Source organism: Enterococcus gallinarum (assembly GCF_021496385.1).
Lineage (GTDB): Bacteria > Bacillota > Bacilli > Lactobacillales > Enterococcaceae > Enterococcus_D > Enterococcus_D gallinarum.
Genome location: NZ_CP050816.1, coordinates 443,927 through 463,298, shown reverse-complemented (window position 1 = coordinate 463,298; position 19,372 = coordinate 443,927). Strand labels below are relative to the sequence as shown.

The following is a 19,372-nucleotide window of genomic DNA, read 5'->3' as shown; positions in this document are numbered from 1 at the left end:
TCGCAAAGGAGGGATTCATTTGGATGATAATAGCGTATACCGTACGCTTTTCTTCGAAGAGACAGATGACCATCTGCAACAGCTGAACGACCATGTATTGGCATTAGAAAGCAATCCGCAAGACACAGCACTTTTAAATGATATTTTCCGCTCAGCTCATACACTGAAAGGGATGGCAGCGACGATGGGGTACGATGTGATGACACAGTTGACCCACAAGATGGAAAATATTTTTGAGCTATTCAAAACAGCAACGTTGTCAGTGACGAGTGATTCCATCTCGCTGATTTTTAAATGCTTGGATCGGTTATCCGAATTGGTGGAAGACTTGCGGGAAGAAAAAGAACTGCAGCCGAATCAAATCACAGATTTGCTGCTGGAATTAGATCAAGTAGAACAGCAAAGCCAAAATCAATCCGATCAACAACATTCGGAAACAACAACCTCCGATACACCGCTTGCGCAGTTATCGCTGGCATTTGAGCAATTAGATTCTTCGGATCTTTTTGTGATCGAACAAGCGGTAGCCGGGGATTACCACGCCTTCAGCATTGCGGTCCGCTTAGAAAAAGATTCCATGCTCAAGGGGCCTAGAGCCTTTTTGATCATGGAAAAACTGGAACAATCTGGTGATATCCTGCATACGGAACCGAGTGCGGAACAATTGGAAGAAGGCGATTTTGATTCTGATTTTAGGCTAGTGTATCTCACTCAGAATGAGTTGGCGGAAGTCCAAAAGAATATTGCTAGTAATAGTGAGATCGAAGAGTTTCGAGTTGAGCCTTTTCAAGCAAATCCGTCTCAAGCAACAAATGAGACTCTAAAAACAGACACCACGAAAGAACCAACAACCCAAACCAAAGAAACCAAAGAAACAATGACACATCATGCGTCTGTTTCTAATCAATCGATCCGGGTGGATCTATCGCGACTCGATTCTTTTTTGGATCTAGTTTCGGAATTAGTCGTCTATCGCAACCAGCTGGAAGATGTCAGCCATCGCGAAAACATCGAAGCAATCAAAGATCCGCTGGAACAAGTCTCCCATCTGACATCTGAATTGCAGGACTTGGTATTGCGGATTCGTATGCAGCAGGTCAATGTCGTTTTCAGCCGCTTTCCCCGAATGGTGCGGGATTTATCGACTGAACTAGGAAAAGAAATGGATCTGGTAATCATTGGAGAAGAAACAGAGTTGGATAAGACGGTTGTTTCTGAACTGAGTGAGCCATTGGTCCATCTCCTGCGTAATTCTGTCGATCATGGGATCGAAAGTCCAGAAGAACGGGAAGCATTAGGAAAATCCCGTAAAGGAACGATTCGGTTAGCTGCATACCAGGAAGGCAATCGAGTCATCATTACGCTAGAAGATGATGGCAAGGGATTAGACCCACAAGTGATCAAAGCAAGTGCGGAAAGAAAAGGCTTAGCCACAGAAGGCTTATCTGATGAAGAGATCCAGCAACTGATTTTCCATCCGGGATTTTCGACAGCAGAAAAAGTTACGAATATCTCGGGTCGAGGTGTAGGGATGGATGCGGTACAATCGAAGATCGCTAATTTAGGCGGCACGATTGAATTATGGAGTCGGCCCAATAAGGGGACGCGCTTTACGATCAAACTACCATTGACCTTATCGATCATTCAAGCACTAATGGTGCGTGTAGGAACCGAAACCTTTGCGATTCCGCTTGATTTAGTTGAACGTGTAGTGATCATCAAAGAAGAAGAAGTGATCCAGACCGTTTCTCAAGAAGTTTATCGTTTCCAGGAAGATTTGATTCCGATTATTCGGACCGATCAGCTTTTAGGAATCGAGGGAAACTCAGTCGGGAAAAAATTCGCCATCATTGTCAACAGCGAACAGCAATATTATGGCTTATTGGCAGACGAGTTAGTTGGTCAGCAAGAAATCGTGATCAAAAAGATCGATCCGCTCCTCCAGCAGCTGGATCGCTATCAGGGGGCGACGATTTTAGGAAACGGCTCGATTGCACTGATTTTAGATGTCAATGCGATTTGTGGAGAAAAAAAGGATGAGCGGCAATGAAATACACCGACTTGCAATTAGACGGATTAAAAGAACTGATCAATATTGGAGGCGGAAATGCTGCCACAAGTATTTCTAAGCTGATCGCGCAACCTATCTCAATGAGTGTACCGGAAGTAGCGGTCTTGGATTATCAAACTCTCTATACACAGATCATGGAAGAAGACAAAGAGGTCCATGCAGTGATCAGTTCAATCAGCGGTACATTCAGCGGCGTGTTTCTCTTTGTACTTTCAGATGTTGCTGCCGATCGACTGGTCCATCTGGTCATGGAAGATGCCACTGAAGAAATGAAGCAGTCGATCATTAGTGAGCTGACGAATATCATTTTTAATTCGTTTCTAAATGCGATCAGCCAACTATTGTCTGCTGAATTAGCGGCGTCGCTACCGATGGCTCGTTATGATTTCTTTGGTGCTGCAATTAGTAGCCTTTATCTAGCATTAAATCAGTTTGATGATCACGTTTTGGTCATTCGCAATGAGTTTTCTTATGAACAAGAAACACTAGACGCCTCGCTGTTCTTTATTCCAGAAGAGGGTGTTCTAGAAGAAATATTTGGTACATTAGGTATTTGAAGGGAGTAACAATTATGTCAAAAAAAGTATTAATCGTCGATGATGCGGTGTTTATGCGCATGAAATTAAAAGATATTCTTGAAAAAAACGGCTATGAAGTAGTCGGAGAAGCACAAAATGGGAAAGAAGCTTATGAAAAATACCAAGCCACTGCACCCGATCTAGTAACAATGGATATTACAATGCCAGAAGTAGATGGCTTAGAAGCGTTGAAAATGATTCGTTCGTCTGATCCATCAGCGAAAGTGATCATGTGTAGTGCCATGGGTCAACAAGGTATGGTTATGGATGCTATTCGAGCAGGAGCAATGGATTTCATCGTGAAACCATTTGATACCGATCGAGTGATCGCGTCTATTGATAAAGCTTTTGCTTAGACTTCAGAGGATGTGTTGAGATGCAAATGATTCTTTTTAAAATGGCGCAGCAACATTATCTGATTTCTGCTGAATCGGTTGAGGAAGTTATCGATGCACCAGAAATCACTAAAGTCCCATTAGCGCCTGAATGGGTCGAAGGCTTGATCAACTTGCGAGGGACCGTTTTGACAGTGATTCGGCTTTCGAAATTGATCGCAGTATCAAGTTCTGCAGAGGATCGGAATGTTTTGATCATGAAGCAAGGCGATGATCGCAAGGGCGTTTTAGTCGAAGAAGTCATCGAAGTGCTGGAATTACAAGAGTCAGATCTGCAATTGAGTGATCAAGAAGGCAGCAGTCATGCCATTGGTGTCGTATCATTGTCAGATAAAGTAGCAAGTGTGATCAAAATTGATCAGTTGATTTTTTAAGAAAAATGGGGGATTAGTGTGGATCAGGTATTGACGCAGCAAGAAATAGATCTCTTACTGAATGCGATGAGCACAGGAGAGATCGATAAAGAGGTAATGAATGAAGAAGACAAGCAGACAAAAGTAAAAGCCTACGACTTTCGCAGACCAACAAAGTTATCCAAAGAGTACGTCAATACCCTGCACATGATCTTTGAAGACTTTTCTAAAATGAGCAGCAGTATGCTGTCTACCCAATTGCGTACCAACGTAACTTTGCAGTTGGCTGCTATCGAACAAGTAAGTTACGATGAATTTATCCATTCGATCCCTAAGTTTACGTTGTTAGGACTCTTTCGTTCTCAACCGCTAAATGGGATTCAATTCATCGAGATGAACCCTCAACTGTGCATGTTGATGGTGGAACTATTATGTGGAGGATTGGATGCGTATCAAAGCAAACAATCAGAGATTGATTTAGAAGACAAGACGAATTTCACGGATATTGAAACAGCCATTCTGGAAGAAGTAGTCAAACTATTCGTACGGGTCTATGAAAGTGTCTGGCAAGATATCGTCAAGTTAGATTCAGTCTTGGATGGGTTGGATACTAATCCGCAGTTGCTGCAAAATATGTCACCCAATGAACCTGTTGTGTTGGTGACCTTCACATTGAAAATTTTCGAAACCAAGAGTTTTATCAACTTATGTGTTCCTTATGTCTTCTTTGAAGGAATCATTGATAAACTAAGTTTTCGTAATTGGTTCGACAGCAATCAACCAGCCAGTTCTGAGGATAGCCGCGAGCTGCAAAAAAGTTTGAATGGAGTCGCGTTAAATCTGGAAGCTTTGTTAGGATATGCCCAGATGAGTTTGTCAGACTTCATTCATTTAGAAGTCGGGGATGTCATCAAATTAGATAAAAAGATCACGGAACCATTAGAGACCTTTGTTGATGGAAAACCGTTTTATCGCGCGAAACCTGGCAAGCAGGGAGATAAGCTAGCCATTGAATTATTAGACAAGTTAGAAGAGGAGCAAGAAGAATGAGCGAAAGTTTTAGCCAATCAGAGATCGATGCATTGATGAATCACGATACCTCTCAGCAAAATGTAGATGAACAAGTAAAAGTTGATATTATCGGAGAAGTCGGGAATATTTCGATGTCCCAAGCGGCAACGACCTTATCGTCGATCTTGAATCGCCGTGTCAGCATTACAACGCCTAGAGTTGTCAGAGTCAAACTTCAAACGATTTTAGATGATCTAGTGGCACCGAAAGTGGCCACGATTGTTGAGTTTAAAGAAGGACTTGTCGGCAGCAATTTGATGCTCTTGGAAGTCAAAGATGCAATCATCATTGCAGATTTGATGATGGGAGGCACAGGTGAAACAACAAGTACTCAATTCACAGAACTAGAGCTAAGTGCTGTTGCCGAAGCAATGAACCAAATGATCGGTACCGCATCTACCTCGATGGCAACGATGATCAATCGCAAAGTGGATATTTTACCACCGATCGTCAAACTATGGAGCGAATCAGAAGCTCTGGAATACGAGGCAGTTAAGGAAGAAGAAATTTACTGTATTTCATTCTCACTAAGTGTGGAAGGTGCGATCGAGAGTGAGATCATGCAAGTTTTTAGCGATCCAGTCGTCAATGATATCGTAGCCGCGATGTTAGCAGATCAAGCAACAGTTGTGGAACGGGAAACACCGGCAAAACCGCAGCCCGCTGTAGAAGCAAAACCAGAACCTGCGGTTAACCAACCGCAAGTGGAAGTCAGTCAACCAGCATTCCAGCCATTAAATGCAACACCAACCACAGATGGCGATAATCTGGATTTGATTTTAGACGTGCCATTGGATCTAAGTGTTGTTTTGGGACGCAGCAAAAAAACAGTCAAAGAAATTTTATCTTTCAATGCTGGATCGGTCATCGAATTGGACAAACTGACAGATGAACCGTTAGAAATATTGTTGAACGGGAAATTGATCGCTAAAGGAGAAGTTGTCGTCATCAATGAGAACTTTGGTGTCCGGATCACCAATATCTTGTCCCAAAAGCAACGGATTCATAACTTGAGTTAAGTGAATCTTCTTAGAAAAAGTTAAACAAAAAGGTTTAACTTTTTTTCTTTTTATCCGATAGTATAAAATAGAAGAAGCACCGAGAATGGAGGAACTCTCATGAAAATCGCAAGAGGTTATGCAGAGTATAGCGACAAAGCCATCCAACGAGAAACAATCAAGCCAACCAAAGCAGAGCAAACCGCTGCCGAAAAAAAGGTTGACGTCCAATTGTCAAAAACAGCGCAAACGATCAAAAACAGTGGCGGTAACGAAGCGAGCCGTGCTGATCGTGTCGCTGCATTAAAACAATCCATCAAAGATGGCACTTATCAAGTATCAGCAGAAGCAATTGCCACTAAAATGCTTGCTAGCGATGTAAAGAAGGCGGATTAGATGACAGAACGTGAATTTGAACGACAATTACAACGTTTTTTTCGACTTTTGGTCAAAGAGAAAGAGTATTTGATCAAGGGCCAAGGTGAAAAACTGATCGAGCTGGTAGAGAAAAAAGAAGGATTTGTCCCAGTCATCGAATCTTATGAAGGCAATCTGACAGACAAATGTCGTGAATTGATCCAACAAATCCAAAGACAACAGCAAGAAAATCTCTTATTGACTGAACAAGCCCTCAGCTACCAAAAAACATTGATGGATGCCGTTAAAGACAACATCCAGCCGGCAGCAAATACGTATTCGAAATATACGGAAAAGGCCACTGTTCAGACAGCGATCATTGACCAAAAAATTTAAGGAGAACTTTTATGACAGGATTATTCGGATCACTTGGGACCGCTACTGGCGGTATGAGCGCAAACCAAGTAGCACTACAAACGAGCAGCCATAATATCGCCAATACGAATACAGACGGGTATTCACGGCAACGTGTCAATCTACAGACTCAGCAACCTTACTATCTACCAGGAGCAGGTACGATCGGTACAGGGGTCAAGGTTAGCAGTGTGCAGCGCGTTGTTGATGATTTTGTGATTGGGCAAGTACGAAATGCCAATTCCAAATATACATACTATGAACAAAAAGCAGATATCCTTGGCCAATTGGAAGGTATCTTAAATGAGCCTTCAGATAATGGTTTATCGAAACAGCTGTCTACGATGTTTGACTCTTGGACTGCGCTAGCCAACAATCCCGAATTAGAAACGGCCAAAAGTCTAGTCCTCGAAAACAGCAGTACCCTGGCTGACATTATCAACCAAATGTCTTCGCAAATGAAAAAATTGCAAGGTGACACGGTAGATGACATTGAAAAATCTGCATTGGATTTCAATGAAAAAATCAAACAGCTAGAATCATTGAATGAACAGATCTATGCCTTAGCAACTGACGGACAAACCTCCAATGACTTACTGGATCTGCGGGACAATCTACTCAAAGATATTTCAAGCTTGGCACCGATCGAAACGACATTTGACCAATATGGCCGTGGCTATGTAGCGATTGGCGGCCAAACGATCCTAAATGCAGACGAACGCAATACGATCAGTGTAGTGATGGGTAAAAACGAGCAAGGAACCATCGTTTCCAAAGACGGTAACAGCTTGAATCCACGGGAGACAATCAGTGGGGATTACCCTCCCGGAACGATTTTGATCAATAAGCCAACAGAAGACGGCCAAACAAACTACGAGGAGTTGCCGATCAAAGAAGGATCGATCGGGGGTCTGCAAGTTTCGGTCACTGAGATTGACAGTCGCTTAAGCGAATTGAACAATTTTGCCACAACCATTGCCAAAGCAGTCAATATGATCTTTACAGATGGAAAATCCAGTACTTCCGGTCTCTTTGAATTCGGAGAAGATACTGCCGGTACGATCAAAGTCTCTCAAAGTATCATTGATAATCCTAGCTTATTGCAAGCCGGTAAAACAGGTGAATCTGGAGATGGTTCAAGAGCAGCAGCGATTGCGAAGCTTCGCAATGCAAAATTGGATTTTCCGCTGTCAGATGAAACGATGGCTTCTTTTGATCCCGATACACTTACCTTCAAAACAGATGGTTCAGGTATGACGTGTGACAGTTACTTCAATAGTATCGTCACGAAGAACGGGATCTCAAAACAGCAAGCAGATAATACTGCTAGCGCTCAGCTATCACTGCTAAATCAATTAGAATATAGAAATCAATCCGTTTCAGGGGTTTCGATCAATGAAGAAATGTCTGACGTGATAAGGTTTCAACAAGGCTTCCAGGCAAATGCACGAATCATTTCTGTGGTTTCGGAGATGCTGGATACCTTGATCAATCGGACAGGAGTATAGATAAATGCGTATTTCAAATAATATTACTTATAGTGATTTTATTCGTAATTTAGGCACTAACGCCTCGAATGTTCACAAGACACTTAACCAGTTATCTAGTCTGAAAGAAGTCAGCAAATCATCAGAGAACCCATTGCTGATCTCTAAAATCATGAATCTAACTGGATCTATCAATCAGAACGCAACATTTGGCAGTACGATCAAAGACAGTATTTCTTGGTCAAAAGTTCAAGATTCAACATTAGACAATGTCAGCAAATCGATGCTGCGAATCCGTTCGTTGATCCAATCTTCTGCCAATGGTACGAATGGTGATGATGAGTTAAAGGCCAATAAAGCAGAGATTGAAGAAGAAATCGAAGGGATCGTAGAAGCGCTAAATACCAATTACGATGGCCGATATATCTTTGGCGGTACCAGTACGACGACCCCGCCATTTGAAATCGTAAAAGAAGATGGCGAAATCGTTGGGATCAAATACAATGGGACTAGCAAAGACTTGCCGCGAGAAATCGCGAATGGTGTTTCTGTCGATTTACTATCCGACGGCAGTCGTCTAATGAAGGAAACCGGAACAGAGTCAGATCCGGAAAATTTAAGTACGTATTTCAATGATTTATTGTCTGCATTGCGTACTGATGACAAAGAAGCTTTGGGGGGCAAACTGCTGGAAGCCCATGATGAGTATGCCAATCATTTTGTGAATGTGCGTTCTCAGATCGGCGCTTTGTACAATCGGCTAGAAGCTGCCTCAGATCGTAATGAAACAGAGAAACTGAATTTGACAGAGACGCTTTCCAACAAACAAGATATTGATTTTGTGGAAAAGTATATGGAGTTTTCTAATCAAATGACTGCTTACCAAAGTACATTGGCGATGGGAACAAAAATCATGCAGTTGACGATCCTTGATTACGTTAGATAATCGTTTATAGATGTCACCGCAAGATGCAAGAGAGGAACAACAAACTCTATGGACTCTACTTAGAAAAGGAAGTTGCAGGCGGCTATGCTCCGCTGCAATTTACGAATAGCTAAGTAGAGTTTTTTGTTTAAGATGTTTTTTTGATGGTTGACTATAGCAGTTTTATTGCCAGATTGGATAAGAATCACTCTCACGATAGCTGGAGCAATAGAAGATGATTTCTTAGATCCTGTCGTTTACCAAGAATGAACGTGGGTTTCTCTTGTTCAAGAGCAGCTGTTTATACGGAGCATAAATTTTTTTTGATTTTTTTTATTTCCCTATCTTAACTAACGGTTTTTTCTTCCGATACATATAAACAGAGGGAAACCTTAGCGAAAAATTAGGAGGAATAATCAAATGAGAATCAATACAAACGTGTCTGCGTTAAACACTTACTCTCGTTTAACAGCAGCAAATGCTTCTAAAAGCAACTCTTTATCAAAACTATCTTCAGGTATGCGTATCAACAAAGCCGGCGACGATGCTGCTGGACTAGCTATCTCTGAAAAAATGAAAGGCCAAATCGGTGGATTGTCTCAAGCGAAAAGCAATGCACAAGATGGTATCTCATTGATCCAAACAGCTGAAGGTGCATTGAATGAAACCCACAGCATCTTAGGCCGTATGCGTGACTTAGCAGTTCAAAGTTCAAACGGAACTTTGAGTACAGATGACCGCGAAGCAATCTCAAAAGAGTTTTCTGCTTTGTCTGACGAAATCGATCGTATCAGCACAACAACAGAATTCAATACTAAGAGTTTATTAAAAGGTGGAGAAAGTGGTGAAAAAGCTTCTTTCATCTTCCAAATCGGTGCCAATGCAAACCAAACGATGAGTGTAAAAATCGGTGACATGGGTGCTAAGGCATTAGGCGTAGACGCTTTAAAACTTGAGGAAGCAAAAGATGCTGAATCTGAAATTGCTAAAAAAGTTGAAACGGCCTTTTTAGATGCAGCTAATTCAGATAAGTACGATGCTGACGGTAAAGTTGATACAACAGCTGGTAAAACAGCTGCAGAACTTAAAGATGCAATTGAAAATGCGGCTGATGATACTGCAAAAGCAGCAGCACAAAAAACATATGATGCAGCTTTAGAAACTTTTAAAGCTTCTACTAATGGCCAAACAGCTATCGCAACGGCTAAGACAGAAGTTGAAGAAGCTTCTAAAAACAGCACAGTCAGCAAAATCGATGAAGCCATCAAAACTGTTTCTGCACAACGTGCGGACCTAGGTGCGGCTCAAAACCGTCTAGAACACACAATCAACAACTTGGGTACAACGCAAGAAAACCTTTCTGAAGCAAACTCACGTATCCGTGACGTTGACATGGCGCAAGAAATGATGAGCTTTACTAAGAGCAACATCCTTTCTCAAGCAGCAACTTCTATGTTGGCACAAGCAAATTCAATGCCAAACAGCGTATTGAGCTTACTTCAATAATTTTGGGGAAATCACAGCCAAGGACCAGACGGGGAAGCAAGGTCCTTGGCTTTACATAGCACCACTAAGAACATCGGTCGCTGGATGACCGCTCACATAATCAAGAGGCACCAAACAAGCAAATTCACAGAGCTGGTCCAGTGTGAAACGCTAGTTGACTGGATGGTCGCTGTTGTCTGCACCACAGCTTTTGAAGAATATCGTCCAAATCAGGAAAAGTGAACAACTTGTTGGAAAGCCCGCCACTATGGTGCAACAGATGATCAGCGTAATTGAAGACTTTAGAGAATAGATCTCTGAAGTCTTTGAAAGGTTGCGCACTAGAAAGGGATGAGGAAATGGCAAGTATTACAAGTGCTTCAGGAATCAGTACGACATTAGGGAGTTATTCGGGGATCACTGCAGAAGATATCGAAAGTTTATTGGCAGCAGATGCCATTAATAAAACCCGCGCCCAGAATCAAATCAAAACCATCAACTCGCAAAAGACTGCCTGGAGCGACATCAGCACTCGTTTGACCAACTTTTTGAACAAAATCGATGCCCTGCAAAAAGACGAGGCATTTCAAACGAAGAAAGCAGCGTCGTCAAACAGTGGGATAGCGTCTATCTCAGGAACAGCCGAAGCATTGGAAGGTTCCTACGATCTAAAGGTAAAGCAGTTAGCTACTGCTACTAAAGTAACAGGAACGAAAGTTACTGATAATAGCAAAGCTGCATTGAATGTCGAAGGCACGCTTTCTTTGACAAGTTCCGAAGTAGATAAAGACGGCAATCCTATCACGGTAGACATTGAGATCACTAGTGAAGACTCACTAAAAGACATTGCAGATAAAATCAATAAACAAAGCAAAAATTCCTCTGTGAGTGCCAATATTATCGATAACCAGTTAGTATTGACCAATACTAAAATGGGGGACAAAAATTTTACTATCTCTGGTGATGTTGCAGAAAGTATAGGGATCGGTTCCACTGCGAAAACGACGCAAGGGCAATCAGCTATTTTTGAGTTAGACGGTATGGAGATCACTCGTGACAGCAACACGGTCAGCGACGTAATCGATGGTGCAACACTGACGCTATCCAAGGTCAGCGACGAATCCGTAAAAGTATCTTTGACCAACGACACTTCCAAATTGGTAGATGCGGTACAAGGATTAGTTGATCAATACAACAGCTTAATGAGCTTTATTGGTGAAAATCTATCTGTTGGTGATCCTAGCAGTGAAAACAACAAGACGGGTGCGTTGGCTGGGGATACTGCGCTGACTCGGCTTCAAACCCAATTACGTAATTTGATCACGATCCCTTCTGTCAAAGGTTCAGATCTAAAACCGAATGATCTGGGAATTTCGACAATCGACAATAACGGCACTTTAGGCTTTGATAGTGAGAAATTTAAGAAAGCTTTAGAAGAAGATCCTTCAGCGATCAAAGATTTCTTTTATGAAAAGACCAAAAGCAAAGACAGCGACGGGACCACATCAACGACAGAATCTGGCTATACATTAGCGATCAAGGAGTTAGTCAATAGTTATGTTGTTAATACTTCTACCAATAAAGGGGTCATCGCTACAAAATCAGCCACCTATGATTCCACCATCAAAGATCTGAACAAGCAAATCACACGTTTTGACAAGATTTTAGAGATGAAAAGAGATCGGTATATCACGATGTTTACCAAACTTGATGAAGCAATGATGCAAGCTGAGAGCCAGTTAGAATACTTAGCTAGTCAATTCTCATCTAAATAATTCTGGACAATCAGAGTAAGAGAGGAAGAGTGGAATGGAAAATAGCCTGCCTACACTGGACGAACGATTAACACGGATTTTACAAGGGTTGACGGATTGGAACGGTGAAGTGGAGCAAGCAGAAGTACTGCTGGAAACCAATGCTGAGCTTTTAGCAACTCTGACAGATAGTCCGAATCGCACAAAACAGACACAAGCCCTAGTTGAAAAGGTCGTGGCTGCGTATCAAACATTTCTTACACAAGTGCAAGCACAACAAACACTGATCAAACAAGAACTGGGACGTTTGAATCGACAAAATAATTTGGTAAAAACCTATCTGCAACAGGAAGATGTTGCTGGATTTGTCGAATTCGACTATTAGTGAGGGAAAGAAAATGAATTATCAGCAAATGCAATCAAATTATTTAAAGAATCAAGTGATGAGCGCGTCTCCTAACAAATTGATCGAAATGCTTTTGCAGGCAGCAATCAAGAATATCAAGTTGGCCCAGTTAGCGATTGAAAAACAAGAACTAGCAAAAGCCCATGAATACTTTATAAAAACACAAAATATTTTGTTGGAGCTGCGTACGTCGTTAGACGAAAAACAAGGCGGTGAGATTGCTGAAGGTCTTGCAACGTTGTATGAATACATGTATCAGCAGCTGATTGAAGCCAATATCAAAAAAGAAGTGGCTCCTGCCCAAGCTGTTGCGGAACTGCTGAGCGAGTTATTAGAAAGTTGGCAGGTCATTACCCAATCTGCTTGATCAAGTCTACCACCAGCTTGCTGACGGTAGCAAAAGCAAGTATGTATATAGAAAAAACAACGACATGCTGTTTTCAGCCGGGCAAAGTCGCAAACATTGGGTTTGCGACTTTTTTATTTATTGACTTTAGTCAGTTTCTTTCGCGTAGCGTACGAAACAAAAAAAACGCGCGTTTCTACGCGTGGACGAAATAGATTTAGCGATAAAAAAAAACCTTTCGATATACTAATAATGGCTACCAACCGCATATCAGATCGAAAGGAGTTTTTTTACGTCTAACGACGATAAAAGTTTAGCACATACGAGATGGAATTGTAAGTATCACATCGTCTTCACGGGTGGATATTTACTTGGAGGAAATCATATGATTAAAATAAGAAACGTTTGAGGAGGATATATAGTGAAAGAATTATTTTTAAACAAGGATCATATGGCAAAATTTAGTTACATGATGGAAGAATTAGGGTTTGAGGATCTTCGGGATCCATATTGGACGAGCCTTTCCTTTATTGTTACAGGCAATGAAAAGCTTTTTAACAAACGTCACTCACTAATCAATTTTGATCAAAGATTGATTAATAGTGAAGTGTGGTTTTCTGGAACACTTTCGGGTGGGGAGCAACGATTGATTGCTCTAGCTTATAACTTATTTACCAACATGGATTTCTATGAGTTTGAGGATGGGAAGAAATACTACATTTCTCCTTTGGAAATATTTTCTGGAGTTGATGAGGTGGGTTACAAGCTTGCGAAAAATGCGATCGATGTGAGACTGAAGTTTTATTAGTTTTGGAAGTACATTTATAAAAAACTAAAGGGCCATTGTTATTCTTAAATAACTTTGAAAAATAGTGTGTTTTCTCAAATTTTTTAATTATCTCAAACATTTGAAAAGGTGTAATTTTTTATGGAAAAAAATATATAAAATTGATAGTAGCATTAGCAGGTGTTTTAACAGTAGTTTTAGCAGCTTTTTTCTTTTTTAGACCAAGTGGTTTCACTGGGTATTATGAAGGAGAAGACGATTTTGGAAATAATTATAGCCTATCAGTAAAAGATGATGAAGTAACACTACCGAATGATGGAGAAATCTCAACTCACAAGGGGGAATATAACGATATTGATAATTCAAATAAGAAATACCTGCTTGTAGATGACAAGCATATCAAACTCGACATGGGGGAAAATTTGGATGGATCAGATACATATACGATGTTTGTATCAGACAAGAATAGTGGTGATACTAGTCAAGTGATACTAAAGAAGGTAAGCAAGAAAGATAGTATGATTGGGTCTAATTAAATAGTAAAGTAGCTTGGCTTTCATAAAATATTTTATCAAGAAATAAAAATAAGAGACTCAGACTGTTTGGGTGTCTTATTTTTATTTATATCCACAAATTCTTTAACAGGCTCTTTTTAATTTAGCTATTTCTCTTTTGGATTTTAAATTATTATCTCAAAAGAGAATAGTAGATTTAACTTATAAATTATTTTACAATTTTTAGTTTAATTTTGAAATTATAGCGCTTTCATGTTATGGTGACAGTGTAAAAATACTGTATTGAGAGTTGAGTAAATATGAGTAGAAAAGGTAAATGGATTTCTTGCTTTGTAATGGTCCTTTTTGGAATTACTTCATTTAACACTTTGGGTCAATCGGTTAGCGCTTCGGAAAATGTCATTGTTAGTAGTAGCGATAGAGAAATAACCGAGCCAAAAATCATAGAATTTGGGGAGCAAGGTGGTATCCAAGCTCGTGTTCAGGTTTTTAAGTTCAGTATATTATTTCCTCCTGGACAATATCCTTCAGCTGTATACTCAACTCATATGTACATTGGTCATTTAGAACGTGTAAGCTATGTCGGCGGAGCTCAGTATATCGGACATTATTCAACTGGAATCTGAGAAGGAGTCTGAGAATATGAATAACTTTGATCTATGGAAATGGGTTGCAGGAAAAAGGGCAGATAAAGAACCCAACTATTCCAAAAAAAATTGGTTGTATGTAGGTTTAATGTTACTGCTGTTCATATTGATTGTCCTATCTTATTATTTCATTTCCGTATTATGGTAGATTCTAGATCTTTTGAATGAGTGTAACATGGATATTATAAAAATGAATAAATAGCAAAAAGCCTCTTGCATGTTCAAGAGGTTTTTAATTTACTAATTACTTGCAGCCAAATCTTGGTAGTACCTAATGAGTGTGCCAACCAAGTTGTAATTAAATTGTTCAAGTTAGTGTGTTAATCTGATTAAAATTTAGTTCCGGCGTATTACAAATTCTTATTAGGACATCAGAGTATACCTTGCTAGTCTGTTTTTCCTGTCATTTTTCTTTTTAAATGGCAATAATTTTATTTTCTAGATGGTAAAAAATCTATGTAATTTCGTGTAGTGATAAAAATATTTTTCGCTTTATTTGCAAAAAGATCAATCCCAATAAACGAGGATTGATCCTTTTTTCTAGTTAATATATTTCTTTAAAATAACCTCATCACCGTTTGTTTCACCAGTTAAAGTAAATCCAAATTTCTTATATAAGCGTAATGCATTGTCGTTATCTGATTTTGTCGATAAAGTAATGACTGGAACGGATTTGCTTCTAAACTGTTCAACAATGATTTCCAATGCTTTTGTTCCGTATCCCTTATTTTGATACGACTTATCAATGGTAAATTGCCATAGCCAATATCGATCTTCATCATTGGGAATCGATTGATCAAACACAAGCGCAGCGTAGCCAATGACTTCATTATTCAAACAAATGAAATAAGGTTCTGCATATTCAGTCATAAAAGCGGATTGAATTGCCTCTGGGATTGATAAAACTAAATTTGAATGTACCTGTTCACTGGTAACAACTACATTATTTCCTAAGAAAGAATTCTTTTCATTCACTGGAAGTAAATGAATCCAGTCTTCAGTTTCATTTGTAAGTTTTTTTTGAAGTTCAATTTCAACAGAATTTGTTTCTATTTGATTTACGTTATAGATGTTTATTATCTTATCGAAACCCGTGGATTTCCAAAATTTTAAACCTACGTAGTTATTGGTCGATACAACAAGCTCTGCTTTTTTTAGTTGTTTTTCAGCATAAAGATTCTCCAATTCTCTTATAGCAAGTTTACCAAATCCACAGTTTCTATATCTCTTACTTATATAGAAATGAAGAATATACATACTTGATGGATAGTCTTCAAATACCCATAAATACCCAATTATCGTATTTAAATAAAAAATACTCAAACAATGACAATCGTCATTCGAAAGTTCAGGGATTATGCTTTCGATATTTTCTAGAGGGGGTATGGGATCACGACCTTCCACATTGTTGAAATGTGGCTTTGCCTCTTCAAAGATGCAATTGAGAGCATTTTTTTCAACGGCTATTGAAGGTTTTAATGTTATTAAGCTCATAAATTTTTTCTCCTTATTAAATAATATGAAATTATTTAACAAAAAAAGTTGGTCTGCCCATATAGTTATCCTCCGTGTTCTTCTTTTAATTAATTCTACAGTACTTTCCCTTTTTTTTGAAACCCCTTTCTATATTGTGGGTTAGTGTCCAGAAAATCACGCATATAGACAAATTGGGAATGCAGTACCTGTGAACATGGGGCGTTGGATTGGAGAGCAAATGCAAAAATATTTTAGCAAATAAGTCAACTATTAGAAAAAATAACTGAAAGGATGAAGATAGTGAGAATTACAACATATGCGGCGATCATTATGAAAGATTTTTTAAAGACTTAGAGTTACAATAATGTAAGAATCTTATTTATACAATCATGATATAATAATAATGTATTAAAACACTATTATTATATCAAGAATGATGAGTCAATGAAAACAAATCTAAGTAAATACTTATTGTCAATTGTTGCTGCAGGGACTTTTTTAGTATTTTCTACTTCTGTGGCAGTAGCTGCAGAAAGTCAAAATGTTGTTGAAGAAGAAAATTTATACGATACAGATGCTGGCATTCCAGATGATTTTGAAAATATGGAAAACATTGATCAAGTAATCTCAGAAATTGATTCCTTTTATATGCGAAACGAGAATCCATTTTTACGGGCAGCTGCGGGAACGAAGTGGGCCGAAGGCCAAAAAGTATGGGATGGCGAAGTAGGTTATTGGGTTACTAGTTATTTTTGGGTTAAAGGAAGCGCTATGTCCCCTTATTTTGTTGTTGGTCAAGCTCAAAGAAAAGCTGTGATTGCTAAATATGGAAGTGTTAACAACAAAACTTCCTACAAGATGAAAACGAAGCAGCATATTACACTAAAAGGTAAATGGAGCTACAAGACTGTTTCAGCTAGTGCCGTTTGTTACGGTCGATAAAGAAAGTAGGGAAAATCATGAAAGATATCATAGTAATTTTAATTGCGCTTATTTCGATTGGTTTTGCAGCATGGGGAACAGTTGTTGAAGGCAATTGGATGAAAGATCAAATAAAAAAGAATAATGACAAGAAGCATTAAAGAATATCTTTCTTAAAAAAAGACACATTAATCTGTGTCTTTTATTTTCTCTATTTCTTTTGACAATTCTTTAAAGGGGTCAGAAACTTAATAGTTTTTGATCCTTTTTTGTTTGCTCGTTTCATGGCTTCTCCAGTAGCTCAATTAATTAGGTCAGAAATAGTTGGTGAAATTTTAATATATTAGCAAAGAGTTCGGAAGGTATAAAAAGGAGACGGGTATCATTCGCCATTAACACCATAAATAATTATAAAATCCGTGTTCACCTACAATTAGATTTAATATATAATACAGGGTGTAATGGCCTATATTTTAGTTTCCAAAAGTTAGGTTCTTATTGACGAACAAGAGAGGAAGAAAAATTTATGGATAAATTTCAGAGATTATCACTAGTAAATCAATTTGAGTTATTGGCTAAATTTGATGACCAAAACAGATCTTATTATGAAAGAAAAATCGAAATATTGAGAGAAGGTTACGAGTATCATTACGATGATGAAATTTGGAATGAACTCTCTGATCCATTGCCTGAAGAGGATTCTCGATTTGTACTTGATGTATTGAGCATGTATAGAGATATCAATTTTAGCAAGCAAAACCTGAACTCGTCTGACAATCAGAATATTAAACTACATGCTACTTATTTCCGAGGGTTTGATTATAATGATCCCAAAGAAATAAAATTAGCATTTTATGCTAAGTTTTTTATTGAGAAGTTAGATCGATTCCCTGAGTTAGTAGAGGATAAAGAATTTGAAGGTTTCAATAGTCATCAACTAATGGCAAACACTTATAAAAAATATTTATCTAATTACAAAGTAGTAAAAACCTTATCAGATTATCAGTTTGGCAATCTTTCTGTAGATCTTATAAATAGAATCTTAGGTGAGTAAATGGATAAAGTAGATACTTTGTTGAATCTTATTGCCGTCATTGCCAGTATCTTTTTTTCTATTGTCAACTATAGATTTAAAGTTGCAAGCAAAAAAAGTGAAGTAAGAGCTGAAAAGAGTAAAGAAGATACTAAAGAAATTGTAGAGAATGCAAAGAAAGAGTTGATAAGATTAAGTCGTGAAAAAGGCTGGATCCAAGAATACTCCTCTATCGAAACTGAATTAAAGAGTATGAGATCTAAACTTGAAGATTTGTTAAAGAACGATGATGAAATTAATTTTAATGGTATCGCTCCAAGAAAAATTATTCCAGAAATTAGAAAAAGCCTACTCAATATTCGTGATAGATCACATTTGCCAGGACTAAAAGGGTTTAATTTTAGCTTATTTGAAAAAGAATTAACGGAAATTGAAACTGCTGACCAAGATAAGAGAATAAATACTGTAAAGAATCTTCAGATTTTGATTTCACAACAGATTTCAACTATAAAAGAGACAACTGATTCTATTAAGTAGAATGCATTGTTTTTATTACAATGCCAATGAGACACAAGCTGGTTGTGTCTCATTCGTTAAAATCGCTCAATCCTTAGAGGCTCTAAGAGGAAATCACTTTTCTTTTAGGGCCTTTTTTCTATAGCTTGTTTAAATGTGACTTATTATCTGTTATAATCATATTAAGTAACATTTGAGAGGGGGACTAAAAATGAAGAACGTGGAACCGATTCGCGACAAAAAAAAGATCGATGCCATGAAAGCAATTTTGGCTTCCGGAAAATATGGACAACGAAATTTAGTGCTTTTTTCGATCGGGATCAATACAGCGTATCGAATTTCCGATTTAAGACAGTTGAAATTAAGTGACGTGTTAGAAATTTCCCGTGGGCGAGTGATTGTCAAAGAACGTCTGGCCATGAAGGAACAAAAAACGGCCAAACATAATTCGGTCTTCATTTCTAACAAATTGCGAAAAGTGATTCTTGATTATGTTCAATCCGAATTTCCTGAGCAGCTGCAAGTACAAGACTTCAGCAAATGTTTGTTTCCAAGTCGAAAAGGAGCAGATACGCCTTTGACCCGACAAAGCCTTTGGCGAATCATTCATGAAGCAGGAACGGCGGTTGGGTTGAAAGAAATTGGTCCCCATTCGATGCGCAAGACCTTCGGCTATTTTTTGTACAAGCAAGGAACCAAAACAGAAATCATTCAGTCGCTGCTTAACCATTCTTCACAACGGGAGACCTTACGCTATATTGGAATCACCCAGGAAGACAAAGATACCGCAGTAAAGAGTTTAGATCTATGACAGAATAACGCCCTATATAACAGAAG

23 protein-coding genes are annotated in these 19,372 nt (G+C 38.8%); 22 read left to right on the top strand and 1 reads right to left on the bottom strand.

Annotated features, from left to right (window positions below; all coding sequences use genetic code 11):
* The first annotated feature begins 19 nt into the window (after nt 1–19).
* From HED61_RS02210 to HED61_RS02130, 17 genes are all read left to right on the top strand, one after another.
* Nucleotides 20–2,050 carry a chemotaxis protein CheA gene (locus tag HED61_RS02210; protein WP_208774805.1) on the top strand — a complete coding sequence of 677 codons (2,031 nt, stop codon included), beginning with the start codon at nt 20–22 and terminating at the stop codon, nt 2,048–2,050.
* The gene (locus tag HED61_RS02205; RefSeq protein WP_103300684.1) at nt 2,047–2,628 is read left to right on the top strand and encodes a chemotaxis protein CheC; all 582 of its coding nucleotides are present in this window, start codon (nt 2,047–2,049) and stop codon (nt 2,626–2,628) included. The genes HED61_RS02210 and HED61_RS02205 overlap by 4 nt, the downstream gene beginning before the upstream one ends.
* Nucleotides 2,629–2,642: 14 nt before the next feature.
* Nucleotides 2,643–3,005, top strand: coding sequence for a response regulator (locus HED61_RS02200; RefSeq protein ID WP_060813667.1), 363 nt, complete (start codon nt 2,643–2,645; stop codon nt 3,003–3,005).
* Nucleotides 3,006–3,025: 20 nt separating this feature from the next.
* Nucleotides 3,026–3,418, top strand: coding sequence for a chemotaxis protein CheW (locus tag HED61_RS02195; RefSeq protein ID WP_081131826.1), 393 nt, complete (start codon nt 3,026–3,028; stop codon nt 3,416–3,418).
* A gap of 18 nt (nt 3,419–3,436) precedes the next feature.
* The gene (gene fliM / locus HED61_RS02190) at nt 3,437–4,447 is read left to right on the top strand and encodes a flagellar motor switch protein FliM (RefSeq protein ID WP_081131825.1); all 1,011 of its coding nucleotides are present in this window, start codon (nt 3,437–3,439) and stop codon (nt 4,445–4,447) included.
* On the top strand, nt 4,444–5,487 hold the full coding sequence (fliY, locus tag HED61_RS02185) for a flagellar motor switch phosphatase FliY (RefSeq protein ID WP_081131824.1): 1,044 nt from the start codon (nt 4,444–4,446) through the stop codon (nt 5,485–5,487). The genes fliM and fliY overlap by 4 nt, the downstream gene beginning before the upstream one ends.
* 99 nt (nt 5,488–5,586) lie before the next feature.
* The gene (flgM, locus tag HED61_RS02180; protein ID WP_060813663.1) at nt 5,587–5,862 is read left to right on the top strand and encodes a flagellar biosynthesis anti-sigma factor FlgM; all 276 of its coding nucleotides are present in this window, start codon (nt 5,587–5,589) and stop codon (nt 5,860–5,862) included.
* On the top strand, nt 5,863–6,219 hold the full coding sequence (locus HED61_RS02175) for a hypothetical protein (RefSeq protein WP_081131823.1): 357 nt from the start codon (nt 5,863–5,865) through the stop codon (nt 6,217–6,219). It begins immediately after the preceding gene.
* A gap of 11 nt (nt 6,220–6,230) precedes the next feature.
* On the top strand, nt 6,231–7,745 hold the full coding sequence (gene flgK, locus HED61_RS02170) for a flagellar hook-associated protein FlgK (protein WP_081131822.1): 1,515 nt from the start codon (nt 6,231–6,233) through the stop codon (nt 7,743–7,745).
* A gap of 4 nt (nt 7,746–7,749) precedes the next feature.
* Nucleotides 7,750–8,670: a flagellar hook-associated protein FlgL gene (gene flgL / locus HED61_RS02165; RefSeq protein WP_103300683.1), complete on the top strand. Its 921-nt coding sequence runs from the start codon at nt 7,750–7,752 to the stop codon at nt 8,668–8,670.
* A gap of 399 nt (nt 8,671–9,069) precedes the next feature.
* Nucleotides 9,070–10,155, top strand: coding sequence for a flagellin N-terminal helical domain-containing protein (locus tag HED61_RS02160; RefSeq protein ID WP_138371416.1), 1,086 nt, complete (start codon nt 9,070–9,072; stop codon nt 10,153–10,155).
* Between the two features lie 338 nt (nt 10,156–10,493).
* On the top strand, nt 10,494–11,909 hold the full coding sequence (fliD, locus tag HED61_RS02155) for a flagellar filament capping protein FliD (protein ID WP_219645378.1): 1,416 nt from the start codon (nt 10,494–10,496) through the stop codon (nt 11,907–11,909).
* A 34-nt stretch (nt 11,910–11,943) separates the two neighbouring features.
* The gene (locus tag HED61_RS02150) at nt 11,944–12,273 is read left to right on the top strand and encodes a hypothetical protein (protein ID WP_219645377.1); all 330 of its coding nucleotides are present in this window, start codon (nt 11,944–11,946) and stop codon (nt 12,271–12,273) included.
* Nucleotides 12,274–12,286: 13 nt separating this feature from the next.
* A complete protein-coding gene (gene fliS / locus HED61_RS02145; RefSeq protein ID WP_081131817.1) occupies nt 12,287–12,661 on the top strand; it encodes a flagellar export chaperone FliS in 375 nt (124 codons plus the stop codon).
* 400 nt (nt 12,662–13,061) lie between these two features.
* Complete coding sequence (locus HED61_RS02140; protein ID WP_113848978.1) at nt 13,062–13,448, top strand: DUF6075 family protein; 387 nt, start codon at nt 13,062–13,064, stop codon at nt 13,446–13,448.
* Nucleotides 13,449–13,588: 140 nt separating this feature from the next.
* On the top strand, nt 13,589–13,963 hold the full coding sequence (locus HED61_RS02135) for a hypothetical protein (protein ID WP_219645376.1): 375 nt from the start codon (nt 13,589–13,591) through the stop codon (nt 13,961–13,963).
* 278 nt (nt 13,964–14,241) lie between these two features.
* The gene (locus HED61_RS02130; RefSeq protein ID WP_103300677.1) at nt 14,242–14,568 is read left to right on the top strand and encodes a hypothetical protein; all 327 of its coding nucleotides are present in this window, start codon (nt 14,242–14,244) and stop codon (nt 14,566–14,568) included.
* Between the two features lie 561 nt (nt 14,569–15,129).
* Here the strand turns inward: HED61_RS02130 and HED61_RS02125 are convergent.
* A complete protein-coding gene (locus tag HED61_RS02125) occupies nt 15,130–16,083 on the bottom strand; it encodes a GNAT family N-acetyltransferase (protein WP_103300676.1) in 954 nt (317 codons plus the stop codon).
* A 426-nt stretch (nt 16,084–16,509) separates the two neighbouring features.
* On the opposite strand from HED61_RS02125, the gene HED61_RS02120 reads away from it, so the two are divergent.
* The 5 genes from HED61_RS02120 (at nt 16,510) to HED61_RS02105 (ending at nt 19,346) form a co-directional block, all read left to right on the top strand.
* Nucleotides 16,510–17,007, top strand: a complete 498-nt coding sequence (locus HED61_RS02120) for a hypothetical protein (RefSeq protein ID WP_219645398.1) — start codon at nt 16,510–16,512, stop codon at nt 17,005–17,007.
* Nucleotides 17,008–17,024: 17 nt separating this feature from the next.
* Nucleotides 17,025–17,147 carry a hypothetical protein gene (locus HED61_RS16890; protein WP_255199839.1) on the top strand — a complete coding sequence of 41 codons (123 nt, stop codon included), beginning with the start codon at nt 17,025–17,027 and terminating at the stop codon, nt 17,145–17,147.
* 365 nt (nt 17,148–17,512) lie between these two features.
* Complete coding sequence (locus HED61_RS02115) at nt 17,513–18,040, top strand: YfbU family protein (protein ID WP_171917803.1); 528 nt, start codon at nt 17,513–17,515, stop codon at nt 18,038–18,040.
* Entirely contained in the window at nt 18,041–18,556 is a 516-nt protein-coding gene (locus tag HED61_RS02110; protein WP_219645375.1) for a (4Fe-4S)-binding protein, read from the top strand.
* A 190-nt stretch (nt 18,557–18,746) separates the two neighbouring features.
* On the top strand, nt 18,747–19,346 hold the full coding sequence (locus tag HED61_RS02105; protein WP_171917801.1) for a tyrosine-type recombinase/integrase: 600 nt from the start codon (nt 18,747–18,749) through the stop codon (nt 19,344–19,346).
* Nucleotides 19,347–19,372: the final 26 nt, after the last annotated feature.

Bases quoted from the DNA above. Each gene is read 5' to 3' on its own strand.
- HED61_RS02205 (WP_103300684.1), top strand. From the start codon at position 2,047: ATGAAATACACCGACTTGCAATTAGACGGATTAAAAGAACTGATCAAT.
- HED61_RS02200 (WP_060813667.1), top strand. From the start codon at position 2,643: ATGTCAAAAAAAGTATTAATCGTCGATGATGCGGTGTTTATGCGCATG.
- HED61_RS02195 (WP_081131826.1), top strand. From the start codon at position 3,026: ATGCAAATGATTCTTTTTAAAATGGCGCAGCAACATTATCTGATTTCT.
- fliY (WP_081131824.1), top strand. From the start codon at position 4,444: ATGAGCGAAAGTTTTAGCCAATCAGAGATCGATGCATTGATGAATCAC.
- flgM (WP_060813663.1), top strand. From the start codon at position 5,587: ATGAAAATCGCAAGAGGTTATGCAGAGTATAGCGACAAAGCCATCCAA.
- HED61_RS02175 (WP_081131823.1), top strand. From the start codon at position 5,863: ATGACAGAACGTGAATTTGAACGACAATTACAACGTTTTTTTCGACTT.
- flgK (WP_081131822.1), top strand. From the start codon at position 6,231: ATGACAGGATTATTCGGATCACTTGGGACCGCTACTGGCGGTATGAGC.
- flgL (WP_103300683.1), top strand. From the start codon at position 7,750: ATGCGTATTTCAAATAATATTACTTATAGTGATTTTATTCGTAATTTA.
- HED61_RS02160 (WP_138371416.1), top strand. From the start codon at position 9,070: ATGAGAATCAATACAAACGTGTCTGCGTTAAACACTTACTCTCGTTTA.
- fliD (WP_219645378.1), top strand. From the start codon at position 10,494: ATGGCAAGTATTACAAGTGCTTCAGGAATCAGTACGACATTAGGGAGT.
- HED61_RS02150 (WP_219645377.1), top strand. From the start codon at position 11,944: ATGGAAAATAGCCTGCCTACACTGGACGAACGATTAACACGGATTTTA.
- fliS (WP_081131817.1), top strand. From the start codon at position 12,287: ATGAATTATCAGCAAATGCAATCAAATTATTTAAAGAATCAAGTGATG.
- HED61_RS02130 (WP_103300677.1), top strand. From the start codon at position 14,242: ATGAGTAGAAAAGGTAAATGGATTTCTTGCTTTGTAATGGTCCTTTTT.
- HED61_RS02125 (WP_103300676.1), bottom strand. From the start codon at position 16,083: ATGAGCTTAATAACATTAAAACCTTCAATAGCCGTTGAAAAAAATGCT.
- HED61_RS02120 (WP_219645398.1), top strand. From the start codon at position 16,510: ATGAAAACAAATCTAAGTAAATACTTATTGTCAATTGTTGCTGCAGGG.
- HED61_RS16890 (WP_255199839.1), top strand. From the start codon at position 17,025: ATGAAAGATATCATAGTAATTTTAATTGCGCTTATTTCGATTGGTTTT.
- HED61_RS02115 (WP_171917803.1), top strand. From the start codon at position 17,513: ATGGATAAATTTCAGAGATTATCACTAGTAAATCAATTTGAGTTATTG.
- HED61_RS02110 (WP_219645375.1), top strand. From the start codon at position 18,041: ATGGATAAAGTAGATACTTTGTTGAATCTTATTGCCGTCATTGCCAGT.
- HED61_RS02105 (WP_171917801.1), top strand. From the start codon at position 18,747: ATGAAGAACGTGGAACCGATTCGCGACAAAAAAAAGATCGATGCCATG.